26 protein-coding genes and 1 tRNA gene are annotated in these 20,511 nt (G+C 62.2%); 1 reads left to right on the forward strand and 26 read right to left on the reverse strand.

The window, feature by feature from the left end; translation table 11 throughout:
* Positions 1-400: 400 nt before the first annotated feature.
* The 7 genes from NCR39_RS11960 to NCR39_RS11990 form a co-directional block, all read right to left on the reverse strand.
* Positions 401-476: transfer RNA gene (locus tag NCR39_RS11960), tRNA-Thr, on the reverse strand.
* Positions 477-494: 18 nt separating this feature from the next.
* Positions 495-1,010, reverse strand: a complete 516-nt coding sequence (locus NCR39_RS11965) for a ClpXP protease specificity-enhancing factor (RefSeq protein ID WP_250452386.1) — start codon at positions 1,008-1,010, stop codon at positions 495-497.
* Between the two features lie 62 nt (positions 1,011-1,072).
* Positions 1,073-1,684: a glutathione S-transferase N-terminal domain-containing protein gene (locus NCR39_RS11970; protein WP_008344155.1), complete on the reverse strand. Its 612-nt coding sequence runs from the start codon at positions 1,682-1,684 to the stop codon at positions 1,073-1,075.
* Between the two features lie 94 nt (positions 1,685-1,778).
* The gene (locus NCR39_RS11975; protein ID WP_250452387.1) at positions 1,779-2,534 is read right to left on the reverse strand and encodes a cytochrome c1; all 756 of its coding nucleotides are present in this window, start codon (positions 2,532-2,534) and stop codon (positions 1,779-1,781) included.
* Between the two features lie 22 nt (positions 2,535-2,556).
* The gene (locus NCR39_RS11980) at positions 2,557-3,939 is read right to left on the reverse strand and encodes a cytochrome b (RefSeq protein ID WP_250452388.1); all 1,383 of its coding nucleotides are present in this window, start codon (positions 3,937-3,939) and stop codon (positions 2,557-2,559) included.
* Positions 3,940-4,560, reverse strand: coding sequence for a ubiquinol-cytochrome c reductase iron-sulfur subunit (gene petA / locus NCR39_RS11985; RefSeq protein ID WP_250452389.1), 621 nt, complete (start codon positions 4,558-4,560; stop codon positions 3,940-3,942).
* Between the two features lie 217 nt (positions 4,561-4,777).
* Positions 4,778-5,524, reverse strand: coding sequence for a Nif3-like dinuclear metal center hexameric protein (locus NCR39_RS11990; RefSeq protein WP_250452390.1), 747 nt, complete (start codon positions 5,522-5,524; stop codon positions 4,778-4,780).
* A 20-nt stretch (positions 5,525-5,544) separates the two neighbouring features.
* On the opposite strand from NCR39_RS11990, the gene NCR39_RS11995 reads away from it, so the two are divergent.
* Complete coding sequence (locus tag NCR39_RS11995) at positions 5,545-6,762, forward strand: S1C family serine protease (protein ID WP_250452391.1); 1,218 nt, start codon at positions 5,545-5,547, stop codon at positions 6,760-6,762.
* Between the two features lie 113 nt (positions 6,763-6,875).
* On the opposite strand, the gene tatC is transcribed toward NCR39_RS11995, so the two are convergent.
* The 19 genes from tatC to NCR39_RS12090 all read right to left on the reverse strand — a co-directional run bounded on the left by tatC (position 6,876) and on the right by NCR39_RS12090 (position 20,497).
* Complete coding sequence (tatC, locus tag NCR39_RS12000; protein WP_250452392.1) at positions 6,876-7,652, reverse strand: twin-arginine translocase subunit TatC; 777 nt, start codon at positions 7,650-7,652, stop codon at positions 6,876-6,878.
* 44 nt (positions 7,653-7,696) lie between these two features.
* Complete coding sequence (gene tatB / locus NCR39_RS12005; RefSeq protein WP_250452393.1) at positions 7,697-8,227, reverse strand: Sec-independent protein translocase protein TatB; 531 nt, start codon at positions 8,225-8,227, stop codon at positions 7,697-7,699.
* A 37-nt stretch (positions 8,228-8,264) separates the two neighbouring features.
* Positions 8,265-8,498 (reverse strand): Sec-independent protein translocase subunit TatA, encoded by a 234-nt coding sequence (gene tatA / locus NCR39_RS12010; RefSeq protein ID WP_250452394.1) that lies wholly within the window; start codon positions 8,496-8,498, stop codon positions 8,265-8,267.
* Between the two features lie 153 nt (positions 8,499-8,651).
* Entirely contained in the window at positions 8,652-9,014 is a 363-nt protein-coding gene (locus NCR39_RS12015; RefSeq protein ID WP_250452395.1) for a histidine triad nucleotide-binding protein, read from the reverse strand.
* 34 nt (positions 9,015-9,048) lie between these two features.
* Complete coding sequence (locus NCR39_RS12020) at positions 9,049-9,441, reverse strand: DUF4870 family protein (RefSeq protein WP_250452396.1); 393 nt, start codon at positions 9,439-9,441, stop codon at positions 9,049-9,051.
* Between the two features lie 43 nt (positions 9,442-9,484).
* Positions 9,485-9,853 carry a phosphoribosyl-ATP diphosphatase gene (locus NCR39_RS12025; protein WP_250452397.1) on the reverse strand — a complete coding sequence of 123 codons (369 nt, stop codon included), beginning with the start codon at positions 9,851-9,853 and terminating at the stop codon, positions 9,485-9,487.
* Positions 9,850-10,254, reverse strand: a complete 405-nt coding sequence (hisI, locus tag NCR39_RS12030) for a phosphoribosyl-AMP cyclohydrolase (protein WP_040050412.1) — start codon at positions 10,252-10,254, stop codon at positions 9,850-9,852. The genes NCR39_RS12025 and hisI overlap by 4 nt, the downstream gene beginning before the upstream one ends.
* 2 nt (positions 10,255-10,256) lie before the next feature.
* Positions 10,257-11,030, reverse strand: a complete 774-nt coding sequence (gene hisF, locus NCR39_RS12035; protein ID WP_250452398.1) for an imidazole glycerol phosphate synthase subunit HisF — start codon at positions 11,028-11,030, stop codon at positions 10,257-10,259.
* Positions 11,031-11,119: 89 nt separating this feature from the next.
* On the reverse strand, positions 11,120-11,872 hold the full coding sequence (gene hisA / locus NCR39_RS12040; protein ID WP_040050414.1) for a 1-(5-phosphoribosyl)-5-[(5-phosphoribosylamino)methylideneamino]imidazole-4-carboxamide isomerase: 753 nt from the start codon (positions 11,870-11,872) through the stop codon (positions 11,120-11,122).
* Between the two features lie 128 nt (positions 11,873-12,000).
* Positions 12,001-12,642 carry an imidazole glycerol phosphate synthase subunit HisH gene (hisH, locus tag NCR39_RS12045; protein WP_250452399.1) on the reverse strand — a complete coding sequence of 214 codons (642 nt, stop codon included), beginning with the start codon at positions 12,640-12,642 and terminating at the stop codon, positions 12,001-12,003.
* The gene (locus NCR39_RS12050) at positions 12,639-13,259 is read right to left on the reverse strand and encodes a MarC family protein (protein WP_250452400.1); all 621 of its coding nucleotides are present in this window, start codon (positions 13,257-13,259) and stop codon (positions 12,639-12,641) included. Before NCR39_RS12050 ends, hisH begins: the two co-directional genes overlap by 4 nt.
* A 54-nt stretch (positions 13,260-13,313) precedes the next feature.
* Positions 13,314-13,901, reverse strand: a complete 588-nt coding sequence (hisB, locus tag NCR39_RS12055; protein ID WP_040050417.1) for an imidazoleglycerol-phosphate dehydratase HisB — start codon at positions 13,899-13,901, stop codon at positions 13,314-13,316.
* Between the two features lie 33 nt (positions 13,902-13,934).
* Positions 13,935-15,008, reverse strand: a complete 1,074-nt coding sequence (gene hisC / locus NCR39_RS12060) for a histidinol-phosphate transaminase (protein WP_250452401.1) — start codon at positions 15,006-15,008, stop codon at positions 13,935-13,937.
* A gap of 61 nt (positions 15,009-15,069) precedes the next feature.
* The gene (hisD, locus tag NCR39_RS12065; RefSeq protein ID WP_250452402.1) at positions 15,070-16,392 is read right to left on the reverse strand and encodes a histidinol dehydrogenase; all 1,323 of its coding nucleotides are present in this window, start codon (positions 16,390-16,392) and stop codon (positions 15,070-15,072) included.
* A 43-nt stretch (positions 16,393-16,435) separates the two neighbouring features.
* Positions 16,436-17,128 carry an ATP phosphoribosyltransferase gene (gene hisG, locus NCR39_RS12070; RefSeq protein WP_040050420.1) on the reverse strand — a complete coding sequence of 231 codons (693 nt, stop codon included), beginning with the start codon at positions 17,126-17,128 and terminating at the stop codon, positions 16,436-16,438.
* Positions 17,125-18,396, reverse strand: a complete 1,272-nt coding sequence (murA, locus tag NCR39_RS12075; RefSeq protein ID WP_250452403.1) for a UDP-N-acetylglucosamine 1-carboxyvinyltransferase — start codon at positions 18,394-18,396, stop codon at positions 17,125-17,127. Before murA ends, hisG begins: the two co-directional genes overlap by 4 nt.
* A gap of 162 nt (positions 18,397-18,558) precedes the next feature.
* A complete protein-coding gene (locus NCR39_RS12080) occupies positions 18,559-18,798 on the reverse strand; it encodes a BolA family protein (protein WP_035967676.1) in 240 nt (79 codons plus the stop codon).
* Between the two features lie 20 nt (positions 18,799-18,818).
* The gene (locus NCR39_RS12085) at positions 18,819-19,574 is read right to left on the reverse strand and encodes an ABC transporter permease (RefSeq protein ID WP_250452404.1); all 756 of its coding nucleotides are present in this window, start codon (positions 19,572-19,574) and stop codon (positions 18,819-18,821) included.
* Entirely contained in the window at positions 19,571-20,497 is a 927-nt protein-coding gene (locus NCR39_RS12090) for an ABC transporter ATP-binding protein (protein ID WP_040050422.1), read from the reverse strand. Before NCR39_RS12090 ends, NCR39_RS12085 begins: the two co-directional genes overlap by 4 nt.
* Positions 20,498-20,511 lie beyond the last annotated feature (14 nt).

Raw genomic sequence — 20,511 nt, forward strand, 5'->3', positions numbered from 1 at the left:
TCAACGTACTGACGATGATTATTGTCCTAAGACAAAAACCTTCCTCTTAATACTTCGTGTGAGACTCTTGATTACTTTTGCTATTGCCGATTCCGAAGAACCGGTCGCACTCGCCATCAAGCGCCCACACTTATCGGCTGTTAGTTTTTAAAGAGCACATCGCCTGACTGCTTACCTCACCGCACCGAGCCTCTTGCTCAGCGCCGCTTCCGTCTGGCGTTTGCTGCGTCAGCAGCAGAGAAACGAGATTATGAACATCGCTTCGGAGTCTGTCAACAAGTTTTTTGCAGCATCTTGTTTGACTCGCCTTTCGGCACTCCTCCCAAGACTCGGATCACATTCCATCCGTTTGAAGTCAAACGGGTCGTGCGAACATCGCACGACCCGTTGACGCTAGTCTTGGTGCCGGCTGCAGGACTCGAACCCGCCACCTGATGATTACAAATCAACTGCTCTACCAGATGAGCTAAGCCGGCGAAGGACGAGATTCTACTCTACTTGACGACTTTGAGGTGCGATCTCACCGCAGATTTTGCGGCGTCCTCGTCGGATGAACCGAGCGCCGGCTCCTCACGAGACGAAGCATTCCCAGCACCCGTCCGCTCATCCGCGGCAGGCTCGGCCGGAGAACGCACGTCGCGCTCCGTGGATCGCGCAGCGCTCGATATACCCGCCGGCTCCATCGCCGAATGGGAAGCTGGCTCGACCGGGAATGCCATGCCCTGCCCGTTCTCTCGTGCGTAGATCGCGAGCACGTTCGCTACCTGCACCTCGATCTTGTGCGACTTGCCCGAGAATCGCGCGCTAAATTCGATCCATTCGTTGCCCATCTGCAGCTGGCTCGTCGCCTCGAAGCTGATGTTCAGCACGATTTCGTCGTTTCGCACGAACTGGCGCGGCACGCGCGTGGCCCCGTCGACCCGAACGGCGATGTGTGGCGTGAAGCCGTTATCCGTGCACCACTCGTAAAGCGCGCGCAGCAAATAAGGCTTGGTGGAAATTTCTTGCATCAACTTTCCTCTGCCGGAGCACGGCCGCACGAACTCGCGCCGCCATGCTCCGCTCTCGCAAACTATCGACGCATCACCTTTTCGGAAGGCGTGAGCGCTTCAATATAAGCCGGACGGCTGAAGATCCGTTCGGCGTACTTCATCAACGGTGCAGCGTTCTTCGACAGCTCGATCCCGTAATGATCCAGACGCCACAACAACGGTGCGATGGCCACGTCGAGCATCGAGAACTCTTCGCCCAGCATGTACTTGTTCTTCAGGAAGATCGGCGCGAGCTGCGTGAGACGGTCGCGGATTGCGCTGCGAGCCTTCTCATGATTCTTCTCCGCGGCCTTGCCCTTTTCGTTTTCGAGCGTGCCGACATGCACGAACAGTTCTTTTTCGAAGTTCAGCAGGAACAGGCGCGCACGCGCACGCTGCACCGGATCGGCCGGCATGAGTTGCGGATGCGGGAACCGCTCGTCGATATATTCGTTGATGATATTCGACTCGTACAGGATCAGGTCGCGCTCGACGAGAATCGGCACCTGTCCGTAAGGGTTCATCACCGCGATGTCTTCCGGCTTGTTGAACAGATCGACGTCGCGGATCTCGAAATCCATGCCCTTTTCGAACAACACCAGCCGGCAGCGCTGGGAGAACGGGCAAGTTGTGCCGGAATACAGAACCATCATGTTTTTAAATTCCCTTCAGTAAACTCGAAGGGCCGGCCGAGGCGGCTTTCCTGGGAAAGCGCCGTCGCACCGACCCACGCCGTCGATTGGCGTGCTATTTGATATCTCTCCAGTATGCCGCGTTCAGGCGCCATGCGAGGAAGCTCAGGAGCGCCAGGAACAGCAAAACCCAGACGCCGAGGCGTTTGCGGGTCTGCTGGGCGGGTTCGGACATCCACGAAAGGTACGAAACCAGATCGGCCACAGCTGAATCATAATCCACGTTCGACATGGCGCCAGGCGTCACCTGAGTGTAACCCACGAATCTCTTTACCTTTTCGCCCGTCTTTTCGTCCGTGTCCGTCGTGAACCGCGCGTCGCGGACGCCCTGCAGCATCCACAGCACGTGCGGCATGCCGACGTTCTCGTACACGCGGTTATTCCAGCCTGTCGGCCGCGTCGGGTCGCGGTAGAAGCTGCGCAGGTAGGTGTAGAGCCAGTCCCGCCCGCGCGCCCGCGCTTCCACCGACAAATCCGGCGGCGACGCACCGAACCACGCCTTGGCGTCGTCGGGACGCATGGCAATGCTCATCGTGTTGCCGATTTTGTCCGTCGTGAACAGCAGATTGTCCTGAATCTCCTTCGGACTGATGCCGAGATCGGTCAGCCGGTTGTAGCGCATCAGGTTCGCACTGTGACAGTTCAGGCAATAGTTTACAAACATTTGGGCGCCATGCTGCAACGACGCAAAATTGTCCGCGTTGTTCGGTGCGGCGTCGAGCACTGCCTCTTCCTGGGCGTGAGCCGGCGCGCCGCCGAATGCGAACATCGCGGCGCCGATCATCGCCATGATTGAGAGCCATTTTCTCATCGTGTTGTCTCCGGACGTGAGCTCAGTGCGGTTTGTAGTTCACTCGCTCGGGCGGCGTTTTGAATCTGCCGCGCGGCGTCCAGAAAGGCATGCCCAGGAAAAACGCGAAATAAATCAGCGCGCAAATCTGTGCGATCAGCGTCCCCGCCGGCGATGGCGGCCTCGTTCCCAGAAAGCCGAGCACGAGGAACGCAAATACGAATATCGCGTAGAAGACTTTGTGGAAAAGCGGTCGATAGCGAATCGATTTGACCGGACTGCGGTCGAGCCACGGCAGGAAAAATAGCGATACGACCGCCGTGCCCATTACCACCACGCCCCAGAATTTCGACTCGGTAAATGCCATGAATACGATCACGACGAGTGCCAGCACCGGCAGCGCAATCCGCCATTTACCGCGCGCCCGCAAGAGCGAAAACAAGCCGAGCAGCGCGATGATGATCATCAACACGATCTTGAACGGATCGGTGGTTGCGCGGAGCATGGCGTAGAACGCGGTGAAATACCAGACGGGCGCGATTTCCGGAGGCGTCTGCAGCGGATTGGCCGGAACGAAGTTATTCGCTTCGAGGAAATAGCCGCCCATTTCCGGCGCGAAGAAGATAATCGCGGCGAAAATCAGCAGGAACACGCACACGCCCATGAAGTCGTGCACCGAGTAATACGGGTGGAACGGAATGCCGTCGAGCGGAATGCCGTCTGCGTCCTTCTTCGCCTTGATTTCGATGCCGTCGGGATTATTCGATCCTACTTCATGCAGCGCGACCAAGTGAGCGACCACGAGTCCGATCAGCACGAGCGGAATGGCGATCACGTGAAACGCGAAAAAGCGGTTCAACGTGACATCCGACACCACATAATCGCCGCGAATCCAGAGCGACAAATCCGGTCCGATGAACGGAATCGCGGAAAACAGATTCACGATCACCTGCGCGCCCCAGAACGACATTTGGCCCCACGGCAGCAGATAGCCGAAGAACGCCTCGGCCATCAGACAGAGGAAAATCGCGCAGCCGAAAATCCACACGAGTTCGCGCGGTTTCCGGTACGAGCCGTAAATGAGCCCGCGGAACATATGCAGATAAACGACGACGAAGAACATCGACGCGCCCGTCGAATGCATATAGCGAATGAGCCAGCCCCACGGCACCTCCCGCATGATGTATTCGACCGATGCAAACGCGAGCGTCGCATCCGGCTTGTAGTTCATCACGAGAAAAATGCCCGTCACGATTTGAATGACGAGCACGAGCAACGCAAGCGAGCCGAAGAAATACCAGAAATTGAAGTTTTTCGGCGCGTAGTATTCGGAAACGTGTTTTTTCCAGGTTGCAGTCAGCGGAAACCGGCGGTCGATCCAGCCCGTCAGGCCCGTCGTCTCGACATCCTTGTCTGCGGTCGCCATTTAAGCCTCTCCCTTTTCGTCCCTGCCAATCACGAGTTGCGTCGCCGAAGTGAACATATACGGAGGTATGTCCAGATTCTGCGGCGCGGGCTTGTTCTTGAAGACGCGGCCCGCCAGGTCATAAGTCGAACCGTGGCATGGACAGAGAAAGCCGCCCGGCCAGTTATCGGGAAGATTGGGTTGAGGGCCTTCGGTAAATCGCGGCGTCGGCGTGCAGCCCAGGTGCGTGCATACCGCGACAGTCACGAGAATGTTTTTATGATCGGCGCGCGATCGATATTCGTTCTTGCAATACTCCGGCAGCGGCATCGAGAATTCCATTTTGGAATTCGGGTCCGCCACTTCGCCGTCGGCCTTCTTGACGTCGGCCAGCATTTCATCGGTGCGATTGACAATCCACACCGGCCGGCCGCGCCACGCGACCGTCATCATTTCTCCTGGCTTCAGTCCGCTGATATCGACCTCGACGGGCGCGCCCGCCGCCTTGGCCTTTTCCGATGGCGCAAACGAACTGACAAAAGGCACTACGGTTGCCACACCTCCGACACCACCTGCTACGGTCGTCGCAATCAGCCAGGTACGGCGGCCGCCGTCGACGCGTTTATCGTCCTTGTCTCGCATCACACGCCCCACTTCTGAGTTGGATTTATACCGTCACATCAGTGTTCCGCCGCTAGTGTGCGCGAATGGAGTTGCCATTTACAAGGCCCGCGCAGTAAAAATCACTCGAAGCCGGCGGCCCTTCCGGGTTTTCCCCACGTTTTCGCGCATTCCCGTGAAGCAATCTTTCAAAGCGATCTCAAGCGTCAAATAAACAGAAAATACTCGTGCGCGCCTATTAAACAGGATTATCGATGTCGATGAACAGATGCTCGATATCGAATTCCTCGGACAGATGCGCGCCGACCGCCTGCACGCCATAGCGTTCGGTGGCGTGATGTCCCGCCGCGATAAACGCGACGCCGGATTCCGTGGCGATATGCATCGTCTGCTCGGAAACTTCGCCGGTCACGTAGACGTCCGCGCCGGCCGCGATCGCATCTTCGAAATAGCCTTGCGCGCCGCCGGTGCACCACGCGACGCGCCGCAATTCGCGGTCGGAATCGCCGAAAACGAGCGGCTTGCGGCCCAGCGCGTTTTCCACCGTCGCGGTGAAGTGCTCGAGCGAAAGCGGCATCGTGAGCGGTGCGACCCAGCCGAGATCCTGATCGCCGAACCGGCCATCCGCGATCAGCCCGAGCCGCGCGCCGAGCTGCGCGTTGTTGCCGAGTTCCGGGTGCGAATCGAGCGGAAGATGGTACGCGAACAGGTTGATGTCGTTGGCGATCAGCGTCTGCAAGCGCCGATGCTTGCGCCCCGTGATCTGCGGCGCCTCGTTGCGCCAGAAGTAGCCGTGATGAACGAGCACGCTGTCCGCGCCCCACTCCAGCGCGGCCTCCAGGAACGCGAGCGACGCCGTCACGCCCGTGGCAAGTTTCTGAACGCGCCGGCCGCCTTCGACCTGCAGGCCGTTCGGGCAATAGTCCTTGAAGCGGCCGATTTCCAGCAGATTGTTCAGATACAATTCGAGTTCGATCCGATCCATGAAATCCTCTATCCCTTCAAATGCTTAGACGCTTCTGGCTGTTTTTTGCCCAAGCGGTCACCGTGCTTTTGGCTCTGATGTTCATCATCGCGACCCTGAAACCGCAGTGGCTTCAACGTCAGGGCCAATTTGGCAAGCAACTCGCCGAGCCGATCGTCGCGCTACAGGAAGTAGCGCCGAGCATCGGCTCGCGTCCGGCTCAGTCGTCGTATGCCGAAGGCGCGCAGAAAGCGATGCCCGCGGTCGTGAACGTGTTCTCCAGCAAGGATGGCAACTTGCCGCCGGACGCGCGCTCGAAAGATCCGCTGTTCCGCTACTTCTTCGGCGACAAGAACCGGCGCAAGAGCGACGAGCCGCCCGCGTCGAATCTCGGCTCAGGGGTCATCGTCAGCTCGGAAGGCTACATTCTAACGAACCAGCATGTCGTGGACGGTGCGGATCAAATTGAAGTCGCGCTCGCGGACGGGCGCACGTCGAGCGCGAAAGTCATCGGCGTCGATCCCGAAACCGACCTCGCGGTGCTCAAAATCAACATGACGAACCTGCCGACCATCACGCTCGGCCGGATGGATCAGGCGCGCGTCGGCGATGTCGTGCTGGCGATCGGCAATCCGTTCGGCGTCGGGCAGACGGTGACGATGGGCATCGTAAGCGCGCTCGGGCGCAATCACCTCGGCATCAACACGTTCGAGAACTTCATCCAGACCGACGCGGCCATCAATCCCGGCAACTCCGGCGGTGCGCTCGTCGACGTGAACGGCAACCTGCTCGGCATCAACACGGCAATCTACTCGCGCAGCGGCGGCTCGCTCGGCATCGGCTTCGCCATTCCCGTCTCCACGGCGCGCAGCGTGCTGGAAAGCATCATCACGACGGGCACGGTCACGCGCGGATGGATCGGCGTGGAACCGCAGGACGTGACGCCGGAGATCGCGGAATCGTTCGGGCTGGATCAGAAGTCGGGCGCGATCGTCGCGGGCGTGCTGCAGGGCGGCCCGGCGGACAAGGCGGGCATCAAGCCGGGCGACATTCTCGTGAGCATCAACGAGGACACGATCACCGACACCACGCGCCTGCTCAACGTCGTCGCGCAGATCAAGCCGGGCACAGCGGTGAAGGTCCACCTGATGCGCAAGAACAAGGAACTGGACGTCAGCGTGACCATCGGCAAGCGGCCCGCACAGCCGCGCGCGCCGCAGATGCCGGACGAAGATCAGGGCGATCAAAGCGACGAGTAAGAAGGCATCGTTCGGAAAAGCAAAAAGGCGGCTTCGAGAAATCGAAGCCGCCTTTTTTCATCGAACGCGGGAATTTGGAAAACGACCAGACGCGACAATCTGCCGCACCCGACCTACTTCACCGCCACTTCCTCGCTCTTGACCGTTTCCTTCCCGACGACAAACCTCGCCGCGACGATTCCGGCCTCGTACAGCACGATGAGCGGAATCGCGAGAATGAGCTGGGAGAAGACATCGGGCGGCGTGACGACCGCCGAGATGATGAACGCGCCGACGATCACGTATGGGCGAATCTGCCTCAGCTTCGGAATGGAGACGACGCCCATGCGCGCGAGCAACACGACGACGATCGGCACTTCGAACGTCACGCCGAACGCCAGAAACATGGTCAGCACGAAGCTCAGGTAATTGTCGATATCCGTCGTCATTTCCGCGCCGAGCGGCGCGTTGTAGTGCGCCATCACGCGGAAAATGGTCGGAAAGACGACGAAATAGGCGAACGCCATGCCGCAGAGAAAGAGCGCGTAGCTGCTGAATACCAGCGGACCGACGAGCTTTTTCTCGTGCTGATAAAGCCCCGGCGCGACGAACGCCCAGATTTGATACAGCACGATAGGCAACGCGATGACGAACGCGACGAGCATCGTCACCTTCATCGGCACGAAGAAGGAGCCGGTGACGTCGGTGACGATCATCTTGCCGTCGCGCGGCAGGTTCTGCATGAGCGGCCGCGCGAGCAGCTTGAAGATATCCGGCGCCCAGTAGACGAGCGAGACGAACACGACGATGACCGCAGCGCCCGCGCGGATGATGCGGTCGCGCAGTTCGACCAGGTGCGAAATGAACGTCTCTTCGACGGGCTCGTCTTTATTTTGTTGCGGGTCGCTCACGCCGGCCCTCGGAATGGATCATCGATGGATGGAATGCGGCCGCGTCAGAAAAACTTCGTCGGACGCCGCAGGCTGGCGGGCGTATGCCGCGCCACGCGCGCCGCGCCCGACTGGACACGCGTGCGGCGCGCGGTCGTGCGTTTGTACCAGCTCGGAACCGCACTCTGTTTGACGCGCCAGTTCTTGCGTTTCGCCGGCACGGGCGCCGCGCTGCCCCACGACCTGCCGATGCCGCCCTCGTCCGCAACCGCCGATTCCCCCTCGCCCGCGATGCTCGGCGACACCGACGTGCCCTGATTCCACACGTCGTTGAGTTCGGATTCGTGGCGCCGCAGATTATCGTGAATCGTCGATTCGACGTTCGACGCCGCCGTCTCGAACTGCGTGCGCATCTTCTTCAGCTCGTCGAGTTCCATCTCGCGCGCCACCTCCGACTTGACGTCGTTGATGTAGCGCTGCGCGCGTCCGAAGAGCGCGCCGGCGGTGCGCGCGACGCCGGGCAGGCGCTCCGGCCCGAGCACCACGAGCGCGACGACGCCGATCAGCGCCATTTTGGTCAGACCGAGATCGAGCATTGAGAAAGAAGTGGAGGGTTGCGGTCAGCGGCCCGGCTTAGCGATAGTCGCCCGAGCGGGTCTTGTCTTTCGCTTCCACGTCCACGGTGCCGTTGCGCGGCAGTTCGCGCTGGTCCGGCGACGCAGGGTTGTCGCCCTCGCGCATGCCTTCCTTGAAGCCCTTCACCGCGCCGCCCAGATCGCCGCCGATGTTACGCAGTTTCTTCGTTCCGAAAACCAGCGCCACGATCAGCAACACGATCAACCAATGCCAAATGCTCAACGAACCCATGAATGAAAACTCTCCTTAGTACGGCCGCCAAACCTTTCCGCGACGGAAGGCTGGCCCGGCGGCCCGAGCCGAAGCACTATCGCTTCAGCCAGCAATAATCGGTCTTGCCCGCCCGATGATGCGTCAAAAAGCTGAAATTACGATGAAACCGTATCAGCCCATCCGCCGCCACGGGCGCTCCCCGGCCAAAAGATGCGCATGAATGTGAAACACCTCCTGCCCGCCGCCCGGCCCGGTGTTGATGACCGTGCGAAAACCCGTGTCGCCCCCGGTGTAGGAGACGCCCAGATCCTTCGCCAGACGGCCAACGAGATTCATCATTCTACCAAGCAACGGAGCGTCACTTTCAGAGCAGTCCGAAAGTGTCTCAATGTGCCGGCGGGGGATGACCAGCACGTGGACCGGCGCGGCCGGGTTGATGTCGTTGAAGGCGACGAATTCGTCGTCCTCATAGACCTTCGTGCTGGGAATCTGCCCGGCGGCGATCTTGCAGAAAATGCAGTTGTCTTGGCTCATGAATGTCCAGTATCCGGAGATCCGGCTTTGCCGATCAGAACCACGCGCGCGGCTCGATCGCTTTGTTTTCGTAGAGGAACAGCCAGCCCTTGATGACGCGATAAAGGGTCCAGATGCCGACCGCGAACAGAATAACGAAACCGATGCCCACGAACAGCAGCGCCACGCCGATCAGATGCCCGAGCACCGCCCACCAGAACGTGCGGATTTGCCACGTGAAGTGCGCTTCGTACGGCGTGCCGATGGTGTCGCCGCGCTTCAGATAATTGATGATGACCGCGACGAGCACGGTCAACCCGCCCGTCAGCCAGTACAGCGCATACAGGGCGTAGAGGATGTGAGTCAGCGTGCGCAGACGGCGCAGGCGTTCGGGCTCGCCCGATTCCTGATACACGGGCGGCGGATACGGCTGGTCGGGCGATCTCATGCTTGCCTCCAACGCTTGCGCGAGAAAGTGGGCGAAATCCTCGTCAGCCGCCGTTCTGCTCGCGCTCGCGCGATTTGCGCAGCGCCTTCTCTTCGATTCCCGACAGGCCTTCGCGCCGCTCCAGTTCGGCGATCACATCGGCCGGGCTCAGGTCGAAATGCGACAGCATCACGAGACAATGGAACCACAAGTCGGCGACTTCTCCGACGAGCGCTTTCGGCGCGCCGCCTTGCCGCGTGTCCTTCGCGGCGAGCACGACTTCCGTCGCTTCCTCGCCGATTTTCTTCAGGACCGCGTCGTCACCTTTATGAAAGAGTCGCGAAACGTAAGATTGTTCCGGGTCGCCGCCCTTGCGGCTGTCGATGACGGCGGCGAGGCGCAGCAGCGTGTCGAGCGTGGTGGCTTGCGTCATTTATAGATGCTTTCTGGGTCTTTCAGGACCGGTTCGACGGCGACCCACTCGCCGCTTTCGGCCGTTCCTTCGAATTTCTGGAAAAAGCAGGAGTGGCGGCCCGTGTGGCAGGCGATTCCCGAAACCTGCTCGACTTTGAGCAGCACGACGTCCTCGTCGCAGTCGAGGCGCACGTCGTGAACGTGCTGTACGTGCCCCGATTCTTCGCCCTTGAACCACAAGCGCTGCCGCGAGCGCGAGAAATATACGGCGCGCTTCAGTTCGATGGTCTTCGCGAGCGCCTCGCGATTCATCCACGCGAACATGAGAACGTCATTGGTCGACGCTTCCTGCGCGATGACCGGCACGAGGCCGTTCGCGTCCCACTTCACTTTGTCGAGCCAGGTGGCTTGGTCGCTCATGGTCAGATCCTCACCGCGATGCCCTGGTCGGCCATGAAGCGCTTCGCTTCGCCGACCGTGTGCTCGCCGTAGTGGAAGATGCTCGCCGCGAGCACGGCGTCGGCGTGGCCATCGACGATGCCATCGGCGAGATGCTGCAGCGAGCCGACGCCGCCAGACGCGATCACCGGAACCGGCACGGCATCGGAAACGGCACGCGTCAGCGCCAGATCGAAGCCGGCCTTGGTGCCGTCGCGATCCATGCTGGTCAGCAGGATTTCGCCCGCGCCGAATTCGGCCATCTTGCGCGCCCATTCGATCGCGTCGATGCCGGTCGCCTTGCGCCCGCCGTGCGTGAACACTTCCCAGCGCGCCGCCTCGCCGTCCGCCGAGACGCGCTTCGCGTCGATGGCGACGACGATGCACTGCGAACCGTGCTTGTCCGACGCGTCGCGCACGAGTTGCGGATTCGCCACCGCCGACGAGTTCATGCTGATCTTGTCCGCGCCCGCGTTGAGCAGGCGCCGGACGTCCTCCACGGCGCGCACGCCGCCGCCGACGGTCAGCGGAATGAAGACCTGCGACGCCACTGCTTCGATGATCGGGAGAATGAGGTCGCGCTGATCGGACGTCGCGGTGATGTCGAGGAACGTGAGTTCGTCCGCGCCCTGATCGTCATAGCGTCGCGCGATTTCCACGGGATCGCCCGCGTCGCGCAGTTCGACGAAATTGACCCCTTTGACGACGCGGCCAGCGGTCACGTCGAGACAGGGGATGATGCGTTTTGCGAGAGCCATGTTCTTGCCACTGCCGGTTCGGTACGAAGTGAGGGCGGCCAGCGCCGCCCGGCGCTGAAGACGTCCGCGCAAGAGGCGAAGCGGCGGATTTAGGCGTCGTCCGCTTCGCGCAGCGCGTCGGCGCGCTGTTGCGCCGCGTTGAAGTCGAGGTCGCCGGAGTAGATCGCGCGGCCGCAGATCACGCCTTCGATGCCTTCGCTCTCGACTTCGCACAGCGACTCGATGTCCGCGATGCTCGACAGCCCGCCGCTCGCGATGACCGGAATCTTCACCGCTTGCGCGAGCCGCACGGTTGCGTCGATGTTGATGCCCTGAAGCATGCCGTCGCGGCCGATGTCCGTATAGATGATGGACTCGCAGCCGTAGTCCTCGAACTTGCGGCCGAGGTCCACGACTTCGTGACCGGTCAGCTTGCTCCAGCCGTCGGTGGCCACTTTGCCGTCTTTCGCGTCCAGCCCGACGATGATGTGCCCGGCAAACGCGGTGCACGCGTCCTGCAAGAAGCCGGGATTCTTCACCGCCGCCGTGCCGATGATCACATAGGCGAGGCCGTCGTCGAGATAGCGTTCGATCGTGTTCAGGTCGCGGATGCCGCCGCCCAGCTGCACGGGAATTTCGCTGCCCACTTCTTCGATGATCGCGCGGATGGCATCGCCGTTTCTCGGCTTGCCCGCGAATGCGCCGTTCAGGTCGACGAGGTGCAGTCTGCGCGCCCCCTTGTCGACCCAATGCCGGGCCATCGCCGCCGGATCCTCTGAGAAAATGGTCGCCTGGTCCATATCGCCCTGCTTGAGGCGCACGCACTGACCGTCTTTAAGATCGATGGCCGGAATGAGCAGCATAGAAATCGCGTAATGTCTGGATGAAATTAATGAGAACGGCCGCGCGGGCCGTCTCGCTAGTGTAGTACAAGTCTTGCAGCACTCCGTCGCGCGCGCGGCTTGGCCGAACGGCTAACGTGCGGTGCCTCTCACGGATTCCAGTGCACGAAGTTTCGGTACAGGCGCAAGCCCGCATCCGCGCTTTTTTCGGGATGGAATTGCGTCGCGAAGATGTTGTCGCGCGCGACCGCCGACGTGAAGGCATCGCCATACAGGGTTTCGCCGGCGGTATGCGCGGGATTGTCCGGCACCACGTGGTAGCTGTGCACGAAGTAGAAGAACGCGCCATCCGCGATGCCGTCCCACACCGGATGCGCCTGCGTCTGACGCACGCGGTTCCAGCCCATCTGCGGCACCTTGAAACGCGACCCGTCGTCCTGCACGCGGCCTTCCAGATCGAAGCGCACCACCTTGCCGGGGAAAAGCCCGAGGCCTTGGGTGTCGCCTTCCTCGCTCCAGTCGAACAGCATCTGCTCGCCGACGCACACGCCGAGCATCGGCTTCTCGCGCGACGCTTGCATCACCGCTTCCTGCAGGCCCGATTCGCCGAGGTGGCCCATGCAGTCGCGCATGGCGCCCTGGCCCGGCAGCACGATGCGATCGGCTGCGTGGATGGCTTGCGGCTGATCGACGATCGCCACGTCCGCATCCGGCGCGGCCTTCTTCAGCGCCTGATAGACCGAGCGCAGATTGCCCATTCCGTAATCAACAATCGCAATCGAAGTTTTCATTTCAAAGTAGGCAACAGGGCCTTCAATCCGTTGACGATGAACTCCACCGCCAGCGCCGACAACATCAATCCCATGAGACGCGTGCCGATGTTGATGCCGGTGCGCCCGACCCAGCGCGCGATCGGCTCGGCGAGATTCAGCGCGCCGAAGCACAGTCCCGCGATGACCGCGCCCAGCACCACGAGCCCGAAGCGGTCATACCAGTGCTGCGCGTTCGCGGCATAGACGATCACCGTGCTGATCGATCCTGGCCCGGTGAGCAGCGGAATCGCGAGCGGCACGACGGCCACGCTGTTGCGCTCCTCGGCTTCCATGCGCTCTTCGGGCGTGGAGCGCGCGTTGCCGACTTGCGCGTTCAGCATGCTGATCGCCATCAGCAACATGATGATGCCGCCGCCGACTTCGAACGATCCGACCGATATCCCGAAGAACGCGATGATCTGCTGCCCGAGCAGCGCGGTCACCGCGATCACGCAGAACACCGAAATGCACGCGACACGGATGGTGTTGCGCTTCTCACCATCGGACTGCTGCGCGGTGAGGCTCAGAAAAAACGGTATCGCGCCGATCGGATTGATCAGCGCGAGCAGGGAGATGAACGACTTGAACAGATCCATCGTGGATGGCCAGCCGGGTTGGGCGCGGCGTCGCGCCGAATCGGCATGCAGCGTTTAAAGACTGCCTTTGGTCGACGGAATTTGCCCCGCCGCGCGTTCGTCGAACTCCACGGCCATGCGCAGCGCGCGGCCGAACGCCTTGAACACGGTCTCGACTTGATGATGCGCGTTGATGCCGCGCAGGTTGTCGATATGCAGCGTGACGCCCGCGTGATTCACGAACCCGCGGAAGAATTCGATGGTGAGATCGACATCGAAATTGCCGATACGCGCGCGCGTGAACGGCACGTTGAACTCCAGTCCCGGCCGCCCCGAAAAGTCGATGACGACGCGCGACAGCGCTTCGTCCAGCGGCACATACGAATGACCGTAGCGGCGGATGCCCTTGCGGTCGCCGATGGCCTTCGCCACCGCTTGCCCGAGGGTGATTCCGGTGTCCTCGACGGTATGGTGATCGTCGATATGGAGGTCGCCATGCGCTTCGATTTCGAGGTCGAACAGGCCGTGTCGGGCGATCTGGTCGAGCATGTGATCGAGGAACGGCACGCCGGTGGCGAGCTTCTGCTTGCCGGTGCCGTCCAGATCGAGCTTCACACGGATCTGCGTTTCGCTGGTGTTGCGAACGACTTCCGCAATGCGCATGGTGTTTCCTTGAGACTTTCGAGAAAGGTGAGCTTATTTCGGCGCGAGCTTCTTGAGCGCCGCGATCATCTGCGCGTTTTCTTCGGCGGTTCCTACCGTCAATCGCACGCAATTTGAAAGCAACGGGTGCATTTTACCCACGTTTTTGACCAGAACCCGCGAAGTTAGCAGCGTTTCGAACGCGAGCGCGGCATCCGGCACGCGCACGAGCAGGAAGTTGCCCGCGCTCGGATACACCGTCATGCCCGGCAGCGCGGCCACTTCGCGCGCGAGTCTCGTCCGTTCTTCGCGCAGCGCGGCGGCCTGCGCGTCGAGCACGTCGAGGTGATCGAGCAGGAAATCGGCGGTGGCCTGCGTCAGCACGTTGATGTTGTACGGCGGGCGCACCTTGTCGAACTGCATGATCCACGCGGGCCGCCCCGCCATGTAGCCCAGGCGAATGCCCGCCAGCCCGAGCTTCGAGACCGTGCGCATCACGACGACGTTGTCGAATTCGGCCGCGCGCGGCATCCACGTCTTTTCGGCGAACGGCTGATACGCCTCGTCGATGACGACGAGACTCTTGCCCGCCGCCGCGATCACGCGTTCGATGTCGGCGTCGTTGTACAGCGTGCCGGTCGGATTGTTTGGATACGCGAGGTAGACGAGCGCCGGCGCATGCTCTTCGATGGCCGCGACGAGCGCGTTCGCATCGAGCGTGAAATCGGCGTTGAGCGGCACGCCGACGAACTCCAGCCCCGCGAACGCCGCCGACATCTGATACATCACGAAGCCCGGCACCGGCGCGACGACCTTCGCGCCCGGCTTCGCGCACGCCACCGACATCATGCTGATCAGTTCGTCCGAGCCGTTGCCGAGCAGCACGTCGCAGGCATCGGGCACGTGCATCGCGCGCTTGAGCTTCGCGAGCAAGTCGGCCGGGCGCGGCGCCGGATAGCGATTCAGCGCGACGCCCGCGAGATGCGCGCCAAGACGCTCGGCGAGATCGGCGGGAAGCGTGTACGGATTTTCCATCGCGTCGAGCTTGATGAGGCCCGTGGAATCGGGCACGGGATAGCTCGTCATCGCGAGGATGTCGGGACGAATGATGTCTTGTGGTGTCGTCATGGTGCCGCCGATGGCGGGTGCGGCGGCTCTCAGGCCGCCTCGTTCATTGAAGCCGGCGAAATCAGCCGAGGTTTTTCATGCGGTATTCGGCGCTCTTCGCATGCGCCTGCAAGCCTTCGCCGTACGCGAGTTCGGCCGCGATTTCGCCGAGCGTCTGCGCGCCGTCCGCGCTCACTTCGATCACGCTCGAGCGCTTCATGAAGTCGTACACGCCGAGCGGCGACGAGAAACGCGCGGTCCGCGATGTCGGCAGCACGTGATTCGGACCGGCGCAGTAATCGCCGAGGCTTTCGCTCGTGTAGCGGCCGAGGAACATCGCGCCTGCGTTGTGAATGCGCGCCGCCCACTGATGCGGATCCAGCGCGGAGATTTCGAGGTGCTCCGGCGCGATGTCGTTGGCGATCGCGCAGGCTTCGGTCATGTCCTTCACCTTGATCAGCGCGCCGCGATCTTCGAGCGAGCGCTGGATGACGTCGCGGCGCGGCATGGCCGGCAGCAATTCGACGATCGCATCTTCCACGCGCTGAATGAACGCCGCGTCGGGGCACAGCAGAATGGACTGCGCGAGTTCGTCGTGCTCGGCTTGCGAGAAGAGGTCCATCGCGACCCAGCGCGGATCGGTGGTGGCGTCGCAGATCACGAGAATCTCGGACGGCCCCGCGATCATGTCGATGCCGACCGTGCCGAACACACGCCGCTTCGCCGATGCGACATACGCGTTGCCCGGCCCGCAAATCTTGTCGACCGCCGGCACGGACTGCGTGCCGTAGGCGAGCGCGCCGACCGCCTGCGCGCCGCCGATGGTGAACACGCGGTCCACGCCGCCGAGCAGCGCCGCCGCCAGCACGAGCGGATTCTTCACGCCGTCGGGCGTCGGCACGACCATCACGATTTCCTTGACGCCCGCGACGCGCGCCGGAATCGCGTTCATCAGCACCGACGACGGATACGCCGCCTTGCCGCCCGGCACGTAGATGCCCGCGCGATCGAGCGGCGTCACTTTCTGGCCGAGCACGGTGCCATCGGCTTCGGTGTACTGCCAGCTATGACTTCCGCATTCGATGCGCTGTTTCTCGTGATACCCGCGCACACGCGCTGCCGCCGCTTCGAGCGCCGCGCGGCGCTTCGGTTCGAGTCCTTCGAGCGCGGCTTCCAGTTCGGACGCAGGCAGTTCCAGCGCCGCGACGCTGTCCGCTTTCAACCGGTCGAACTTGTTGGTGTAGTCGAGCACGGCGGCGTCGCCACGCGTTTTCACGTCCGCGAGAATCTGCGCGACGGCGCGCTCGATGGCTTCGTCCTCGCTCGCTTCGAACGCGAGAACCGCGCGCAGCGCCTTCTGAAAACCGTCGGTGCTGGAATCGAGCTTACGAATCTTGATAGACATGCTGGTTTCCGTTTGCTGTGGCGCGCCGCGCGATGCGGCCGCCCTAGTTGTTCGTTCCTGCCGAGGCGCGTTCGAACGCGTCGAGATACGGCTTGAGCGCCGCGCGTTTCAGCTTCAGCGCCGCCTGATTCACGACGAGACGCGACGAAATCTGCATGATCTCTTCGACCTCGACCAGATTGTTCGCCCGCAGCGTGCCGCCCGAGCTGACCAGATCGACGATCGCATCCGCGAGGCCGACGAGCGGCGCGAGTTCCATCGAACCGTACAGCTTGATCAGATCGACGTGCACGCCCTTCGCGGCGAAGTGCTCGCGCGCCGTCTCCGTGTATTTCGTCGCGACGCGCAGACGCGCGCCCTGCCGCACCGCGTTCGCGTAATCGAAGCCCGCCTTCACCGCCACCGACATCCGGCAGCGCGCGATGTCCAGATCGATCGGCTGATACAGCCCGCTGCCGCCGTGTTCGATCAGCACGTCCTTGCCCGCCACGCCGAAGTCCGCCGCGCCGTATTCGACGTAAGTCGGCACGTCCGTCGCGCGCACGATGATCACGCGCAGGTTCGGATTGGTCGTCGGAAGAATCAGCTTGCGCGAGCTTTCCGGATCTTCGGCCACCTGCACGCCGGCTGCGGCGAGCAGCGGCACGGTTTCCTCGAAGATACGCCCTTTCGACAAGGCGAGCGTGAGCGGCGCGCTCGCCGCGATGGACGATGACGTCTGCGGCAACGAGCTCATTGCTCGCTCCCCGTGCCCTTGATGCGGCGAACGTTCGCGCCCACGGCGGTCAGCTTCGACTCCATGCGGTCGTAGCCGCGATCCAGATGGTAGATGCGATCGATCAGCGTTTCGCCGTCCGCGCACATCGCCGCGATCACGAGACTCGCCGATGCGCGCAGATCGGTGGCCATCACCTTCGCGCCGGACAGTTGCTCGACGCCGCTCACGAGCGCCGTGTTGCCGTCGATGGTGATGCGCGCGCCCAGACGATTCAGCTCCTGCACGTGCATGAAGCGGTTCTCGAAGATGGTTTCGACCACTTGCGACGTGCCGCCCGCGATCGCATTGAGCGCCATGAATTGCGCCTGCATGTCGGTCGGGAACGCCGGATACTCGGACGTGCGGATATTGACCGCTTCCGGACGCTTGCTCATGCGAACGCGCATCCAGTCGTTGCCTTCCTCGATGGAAACGCCCGCTTCGCGCAGCTTCGCCGTGACCGCGTCGAGCAGCGACGGGGTCACGTGGCGCAGCGTGACATCGCCGCCCGCGGCCGCGACCGCGCACAGGAACGTGCCCGCTTCGATGCGGTCCGGCACCACGGCATGACGCGCGCCGTGCAGCTTCTCGACGCCCTGGATCACGAGACGATCCGTGCCGATGCCGTCGATCTTCGCGCCCATCGCGACGAGCAGATTCGCGAGGTCGCTCACTTCCGGCTCGCGCGCCGCGTTCTCGATGATCGTTTCGCCGTCCGCCAGCACCGCCGCCATCAGCAGGTTTTCGGTGCCCGTGACGGTGATCATGTCGGTGACGATGCGCGCGCCCTTCAACCGCTTCGCCCGCGCTTCGATGAAGCCGTGCTCGATGTTGATCTCGGCGCCCATCGCCTGCAGGCCCTTGATGTGCTGATCGACCGGACGCGCGCCGATCGCGCAGCCGCCCGGCAGCGACACCTTCGCTTCGCCGAATCGCGCGACGAGCGGCCCGAGCACGAGAATCGACGCGCGCATGGTCTTGACCATCTCGTAAGGCGCGACGAGCTTGTCCACCTTCGATGCGTTCAGCGTCACGCGGCCGTCGTTCATCGCTTCGGATTGCACGCCCATCTGGCGCAGCAGTTCGAGCGTCGTGCGCACGTCCTTCAGATTCGGAACGTTCGACAGATGGACGTCCTCGGCGGTGAGAAGGCTCGCGCACAGAATCGGCAAAGCCGCGTTCTTCGCGCCCGATACGGTGATTTCGCCGGAGAGCTTCGTGCCCCCTGTGATGACCAGTTTGTCCATGGTTGCGTGTCCTTCGACCGAGCGTCCTGCTGCGGAGCCCGATTCGGCGCCGCGGTTATCTTGAATGATTCGCACTGTTTCCTGCCGGTGATGCCGGGTGTTGCGGTGTTGCTGATGTGATGCTTAGGGATGCCGTGACCTGCGTGGCTTCGCCGGATGGACTCAGGCCGATTTCCATTCGTCGGGCGTGAGCGTCTTCATGCTGAGCGCATGAATCTCCTCGCGCATGCGTTCGCCGAGCGCCGCATAGACCAGTTGATGACGCGCGATCAGCCGCTTGCCGACGAACGCATCGCTCACGATGGTCGCGAAAAAGTGCTGACCGTCGCCTTCCACTTCCAGGTGCTGGCACTGCAAGCCGCCAGCGATGTAATCCTTCACTTGCTCCGGGGTCGGCAACATGAAAGTGTCCTTGAGATGAGTTAGTGACGCAGCTTGTAGCCGCTCGCGAGCAGACGCACGGCGATCAGCGCGAGCACGGCCAGAAAACCGCCGACGATGCCGAAGCTCACCAGCGGATTGACATCCGAGAGGCCGAAGAAGCCATAGCGAAAGCCGTCGATCATGTAGAAGAACGGGTTCAGATGCGACACCGCGCGCCACACGGGCGGCAGCGTATGCGTCGAATAGAACACGCCCGAGAGAAACGTGAGCGGCATGATCAGGAAGTTCTGGAACGCGGCGAGCTGATCGAACTTGTCGGCCCAGATGCCGGCGATCAGGCCGAGCGTGCCGAGAATCGCCGAACCGAGCATCGCGAATGCAATGATGTAGAGCGGCGCCGCGAAAGACATCGGGATGAACCATATCGTCACGATGAACACGCCAAGCCCGACGCACAGCCCGCGCACGACCGACGCCAGCACGTAGGCGAAGAACATCTCCCAATGCGCGATGGGCGGCAGCAGCACGAACACGAGATTGCCGGTGATCTTCGACTGGATCAGCGACGACGAACTGTTCGCGAACGCGTTCTGCAGCACGCTCATCATCACGAGGCCGGGCACGAGGAAGCTCGTATAGCCGACGCCCGGATACACCTGCACATGCCCCGACAGCGCGTGACCGAAGATGGTGAGATAGAGCAGCGCGGTCACGATGGGCGCGAGCACGGTCTGGAACGACACTTTCCAGAAGCGCAGCAGCTCCTTGTAGAACAACGTCTGAAAGCCGCTCATGACAGGCCCTCGACGACTTCCGGTTCCTTCATGACCTGCATGAACACGTCCTCGAGGTCGGCCTTGCGCACTTCGATTTCGTCGAACGTGCAGCCGGCCGCGCGGCATTTCGCGAGAATCGGCTCCACTTCGTCGTAGGTCGACAGACGCAGCAAATGCTGCGCGCCCGATACCGCGTGCGGATCGACTTCGAGCGAGCGCAGTTCCGCAGGCAGCACGCCGTTCGAAAAACGCAGATACAACTGCATGCCGGAGAAGCGCTGCAAGAGCGTGCTCGTGCGTTCGAGCGCGACGACTTCGCCGCGGCGAAGCATGGCGAGCCGGTCGCACAGCGATTCGGCTTCTTCGAGGTAATGCGTCGTCAGCACGATGGTGTGGCCTTCGCGATTCAGCCGCGAGATGAATTTCCACAGCGTTTGCCGAAGCTCGACATCGACGCCGGCCGTCGGTTCGTCCAGCACGATCACCGGCGGCCGATGCACCAGCGCCTGCGCCACCAGCACGCGGCGCTTCATCCCGCCGGACAGCGCGCGCGTGTTGACGTCGGCTTTCTCGGTGAGATCGAGATTCGCCATGACTTCATCGATCCAGTCGTCGTTGTTGCGCAAGCCGAAATAGCCCGACTGGATGCGCAGCGACTCGCGCACGGTGAAGAACGGATCGAACACCAGTTCCTGCGGGACGACGCCGAGCGCACGCCGCGCCGCGCGAAAATCGCTGACGACGTCGTGGCCGCGAACGGCGATCGTGCCGCTATCGGCACGCGCAAGTCCGGCGAGAATGCTGATCAGCGTGGTTTTGCCTGCGCCGTTGGGACCGAGCAGGCCGAAGAACTCGCCCTCTTCCACCGTGAGGCTCACGCCTTTGAGCGCCTGGAGGTCTTTATAGCGCTTCCTGACGTTTCGGATTTCTATGGCTGACATTGACAGTGCACGCG

It is taken from the genome of Caballeronia sp. ATUFL_M2_KS44 (assembly GCF_023630965.1).
GTDB lineage: Bacteria > Pseudomonadota > Gammaproteobacteria > Burkholderiales > Burkholderiaceae > Caballeronia > Caballeronia concitans.

Excerpts from the sequence above, each read along its gene's own strand:
- NCR39_RS11965 (WP_250452386.1), bottom strand. The coding sequence starts at position 1,010 with ATGCAAGAAATTTCCACCAAGCCTTATTTGCTGCGCGCGCTTTACGAG.
- NCR39_RS11970 (WP_008344155.1), bottom strand. The coding sequence starts at position 1,684 with ATGATGGTTCTGTATTCCGGCACAACTTGCCCGTTCTCCCAGCGCTGC.
- NCR39_RS11975 (WP_250452387.1), bottom strand. The coding sequence starts at position 2,534 with ATGAGAAAATGGCTCTCAATCATGGCGATGATCGGCGCCGCGATGTTC.
- NCR39_RS11980 (WP_250452388.1), bottom strand. The coding sequence starts at position 3,939 with ATGGCGACCGCAGACAAGGATGTCGAGACGACGGGCCTGACGGGCTGG.
- petA (WP_250452389.1), bottom strand. The coding sequence starts at position 4,560 with ATGCGAGACAAGGACGATAAACGCGTCGACGGCGGCCGCCGTACCTGG.
- NCR39_RS11990 (WP_250452390.1), bottom strand. The coding sequence starts at position 5,524 with ATGGATCGGATCGAACTCGAATTGTATCTGAACAATCTGCTGGAAATC.
- NCR39_RS11995 (WP_250452391.1), top strand. The coding sequence starts at position 5,545 with ATGCTTAGACGCTTCTGGCTGTTTTTTGCCCAAGCGGTCACCGTGCTT.
- tatB (WP_250452393.1), bottom strand. The coding sequence starts at position 8,227 with ATGCTCGATCTCGGTCTGACCAAAATGGCGCTGATCGGCGTCGTCGCG.
- tatA (WP_250452394.1), bottom strand. The coding sequence starts at position 8,498 with ATGGGTTCGTTGAGCATTTGGCATTGGTTGATCGTGTTGCTGATCGTG.
- NCR39_RS12015 (WP_250452395.1), bottom strand. The coding sequence starts at position 9,014 with ATGAGCCAAGACAACTGCATTTTCTGCAAGATCGCCGCCGGGCAGATT.
- NCR39_RS12020 (WP_250452396.1), bottom strand. The coding sequence starts at position 9,441 with ATGAGATCGCCCGACCAGCCGTATCCGCCGCCCGTGTATCAGGAATCG.
- NCR39_RS12025 (WP_250452397.1), bottom strand. The coding sequence starts at position 9,853 with ATGACGCAAGCCACCACGCTCGACACGCTGCTGCGCCTCGCCGCCGTC.
- hisI (WP_040050412.1), bottom strand. The coding sequence starts at position 10,254 with ATGAGCGACCAAGCCACCTGGCTCGACAAAGTGAAGTGGGACGCGAAC.
- hisF (WP_250452398.1), bottom strand. The coding sequence starts at position 11,030 with ATGGCTCTCGCAAAACGCATCATCCCCTGTCTCGACGTGACCGCTGGC.
- hisA (WP_040050414.1), bottom strand. The coding sequence starts at position 11,872 with ATGCTGCTCATTCCGGCCATCGATCTTAAAGACGGTCAGTGCGTGCGC.
- hisH (WP_250452399.1), bottom strand. The coding sequence starts at position 12,642 with ATGAAAACTTCGATTGCGATTGTTGATTACGGAATGGGCAATCTGCGC.
- NCR39_RS12050 (WP_250452400.1), bottom strand. The coding sequence starts at position 13,259 with ATGGATCTGTTCAAGTCGTTCATCTCCCTGCTCGCGCTGATCAATCCG.
- hisB (WP_040050417.1), bottom strand. The coding sequence starts at position 13,901 with ATGCGCATTGCGGAAGTCGTTCGCAACACCAGCGAAACGCAGATCCGT.
- hisC (WP_250452401.1), bottom strand. The coding sequence starts at position 15,008 with ATGACGACACCACAAGACATCATTCGTCCCGACATCCTCGCGATGACG.
- hisD (WP_250452402.1), bottom strand. The coding sequence starts at position 16,392 with ATGTCTATCAAGATTCGTAAGCTCGATTCCAGCACCGACGGTTTTCAG.
- hisG (WP_040050420.1), bottom strand. The coding sequence starts at position 17,128 with ATGAGCTCGTTGCCGCAGACGTCATCGTCCATCGCGGCGAGCGCGCCG.
- murA (WP_250452403.1), bottom strand. The coding sequence starts at position 18,396 with ATGGACAAACTGGTCATCACAGGGGGCACGAAGCTCTCCGGCGAAATC.
- NCR39_RS12080 (WP_035967676.1), bottom strand. The coding sequence starts at position 18,798 with ATGTTGCCGACCCCGGAGCAAGTGAAGGATTACATCGCTGGCGGCTTG.
- NCR39_RS12085 (WP_250452404.1), bottom strand. The coding sequence starts at position 19,574 with ATGAGCGGCTTTCAGACGTTGTTCTACAAGGAGCTGCTGCGCTTCTGG.
- NCR39_RS12090 (WP_040050422.1), bottom strand. The coding sequence starts at position 20,497 with ATGTCAGCCATAGAAATCCGAAACGTCAGGAAGCGCTATAAAGACCTC.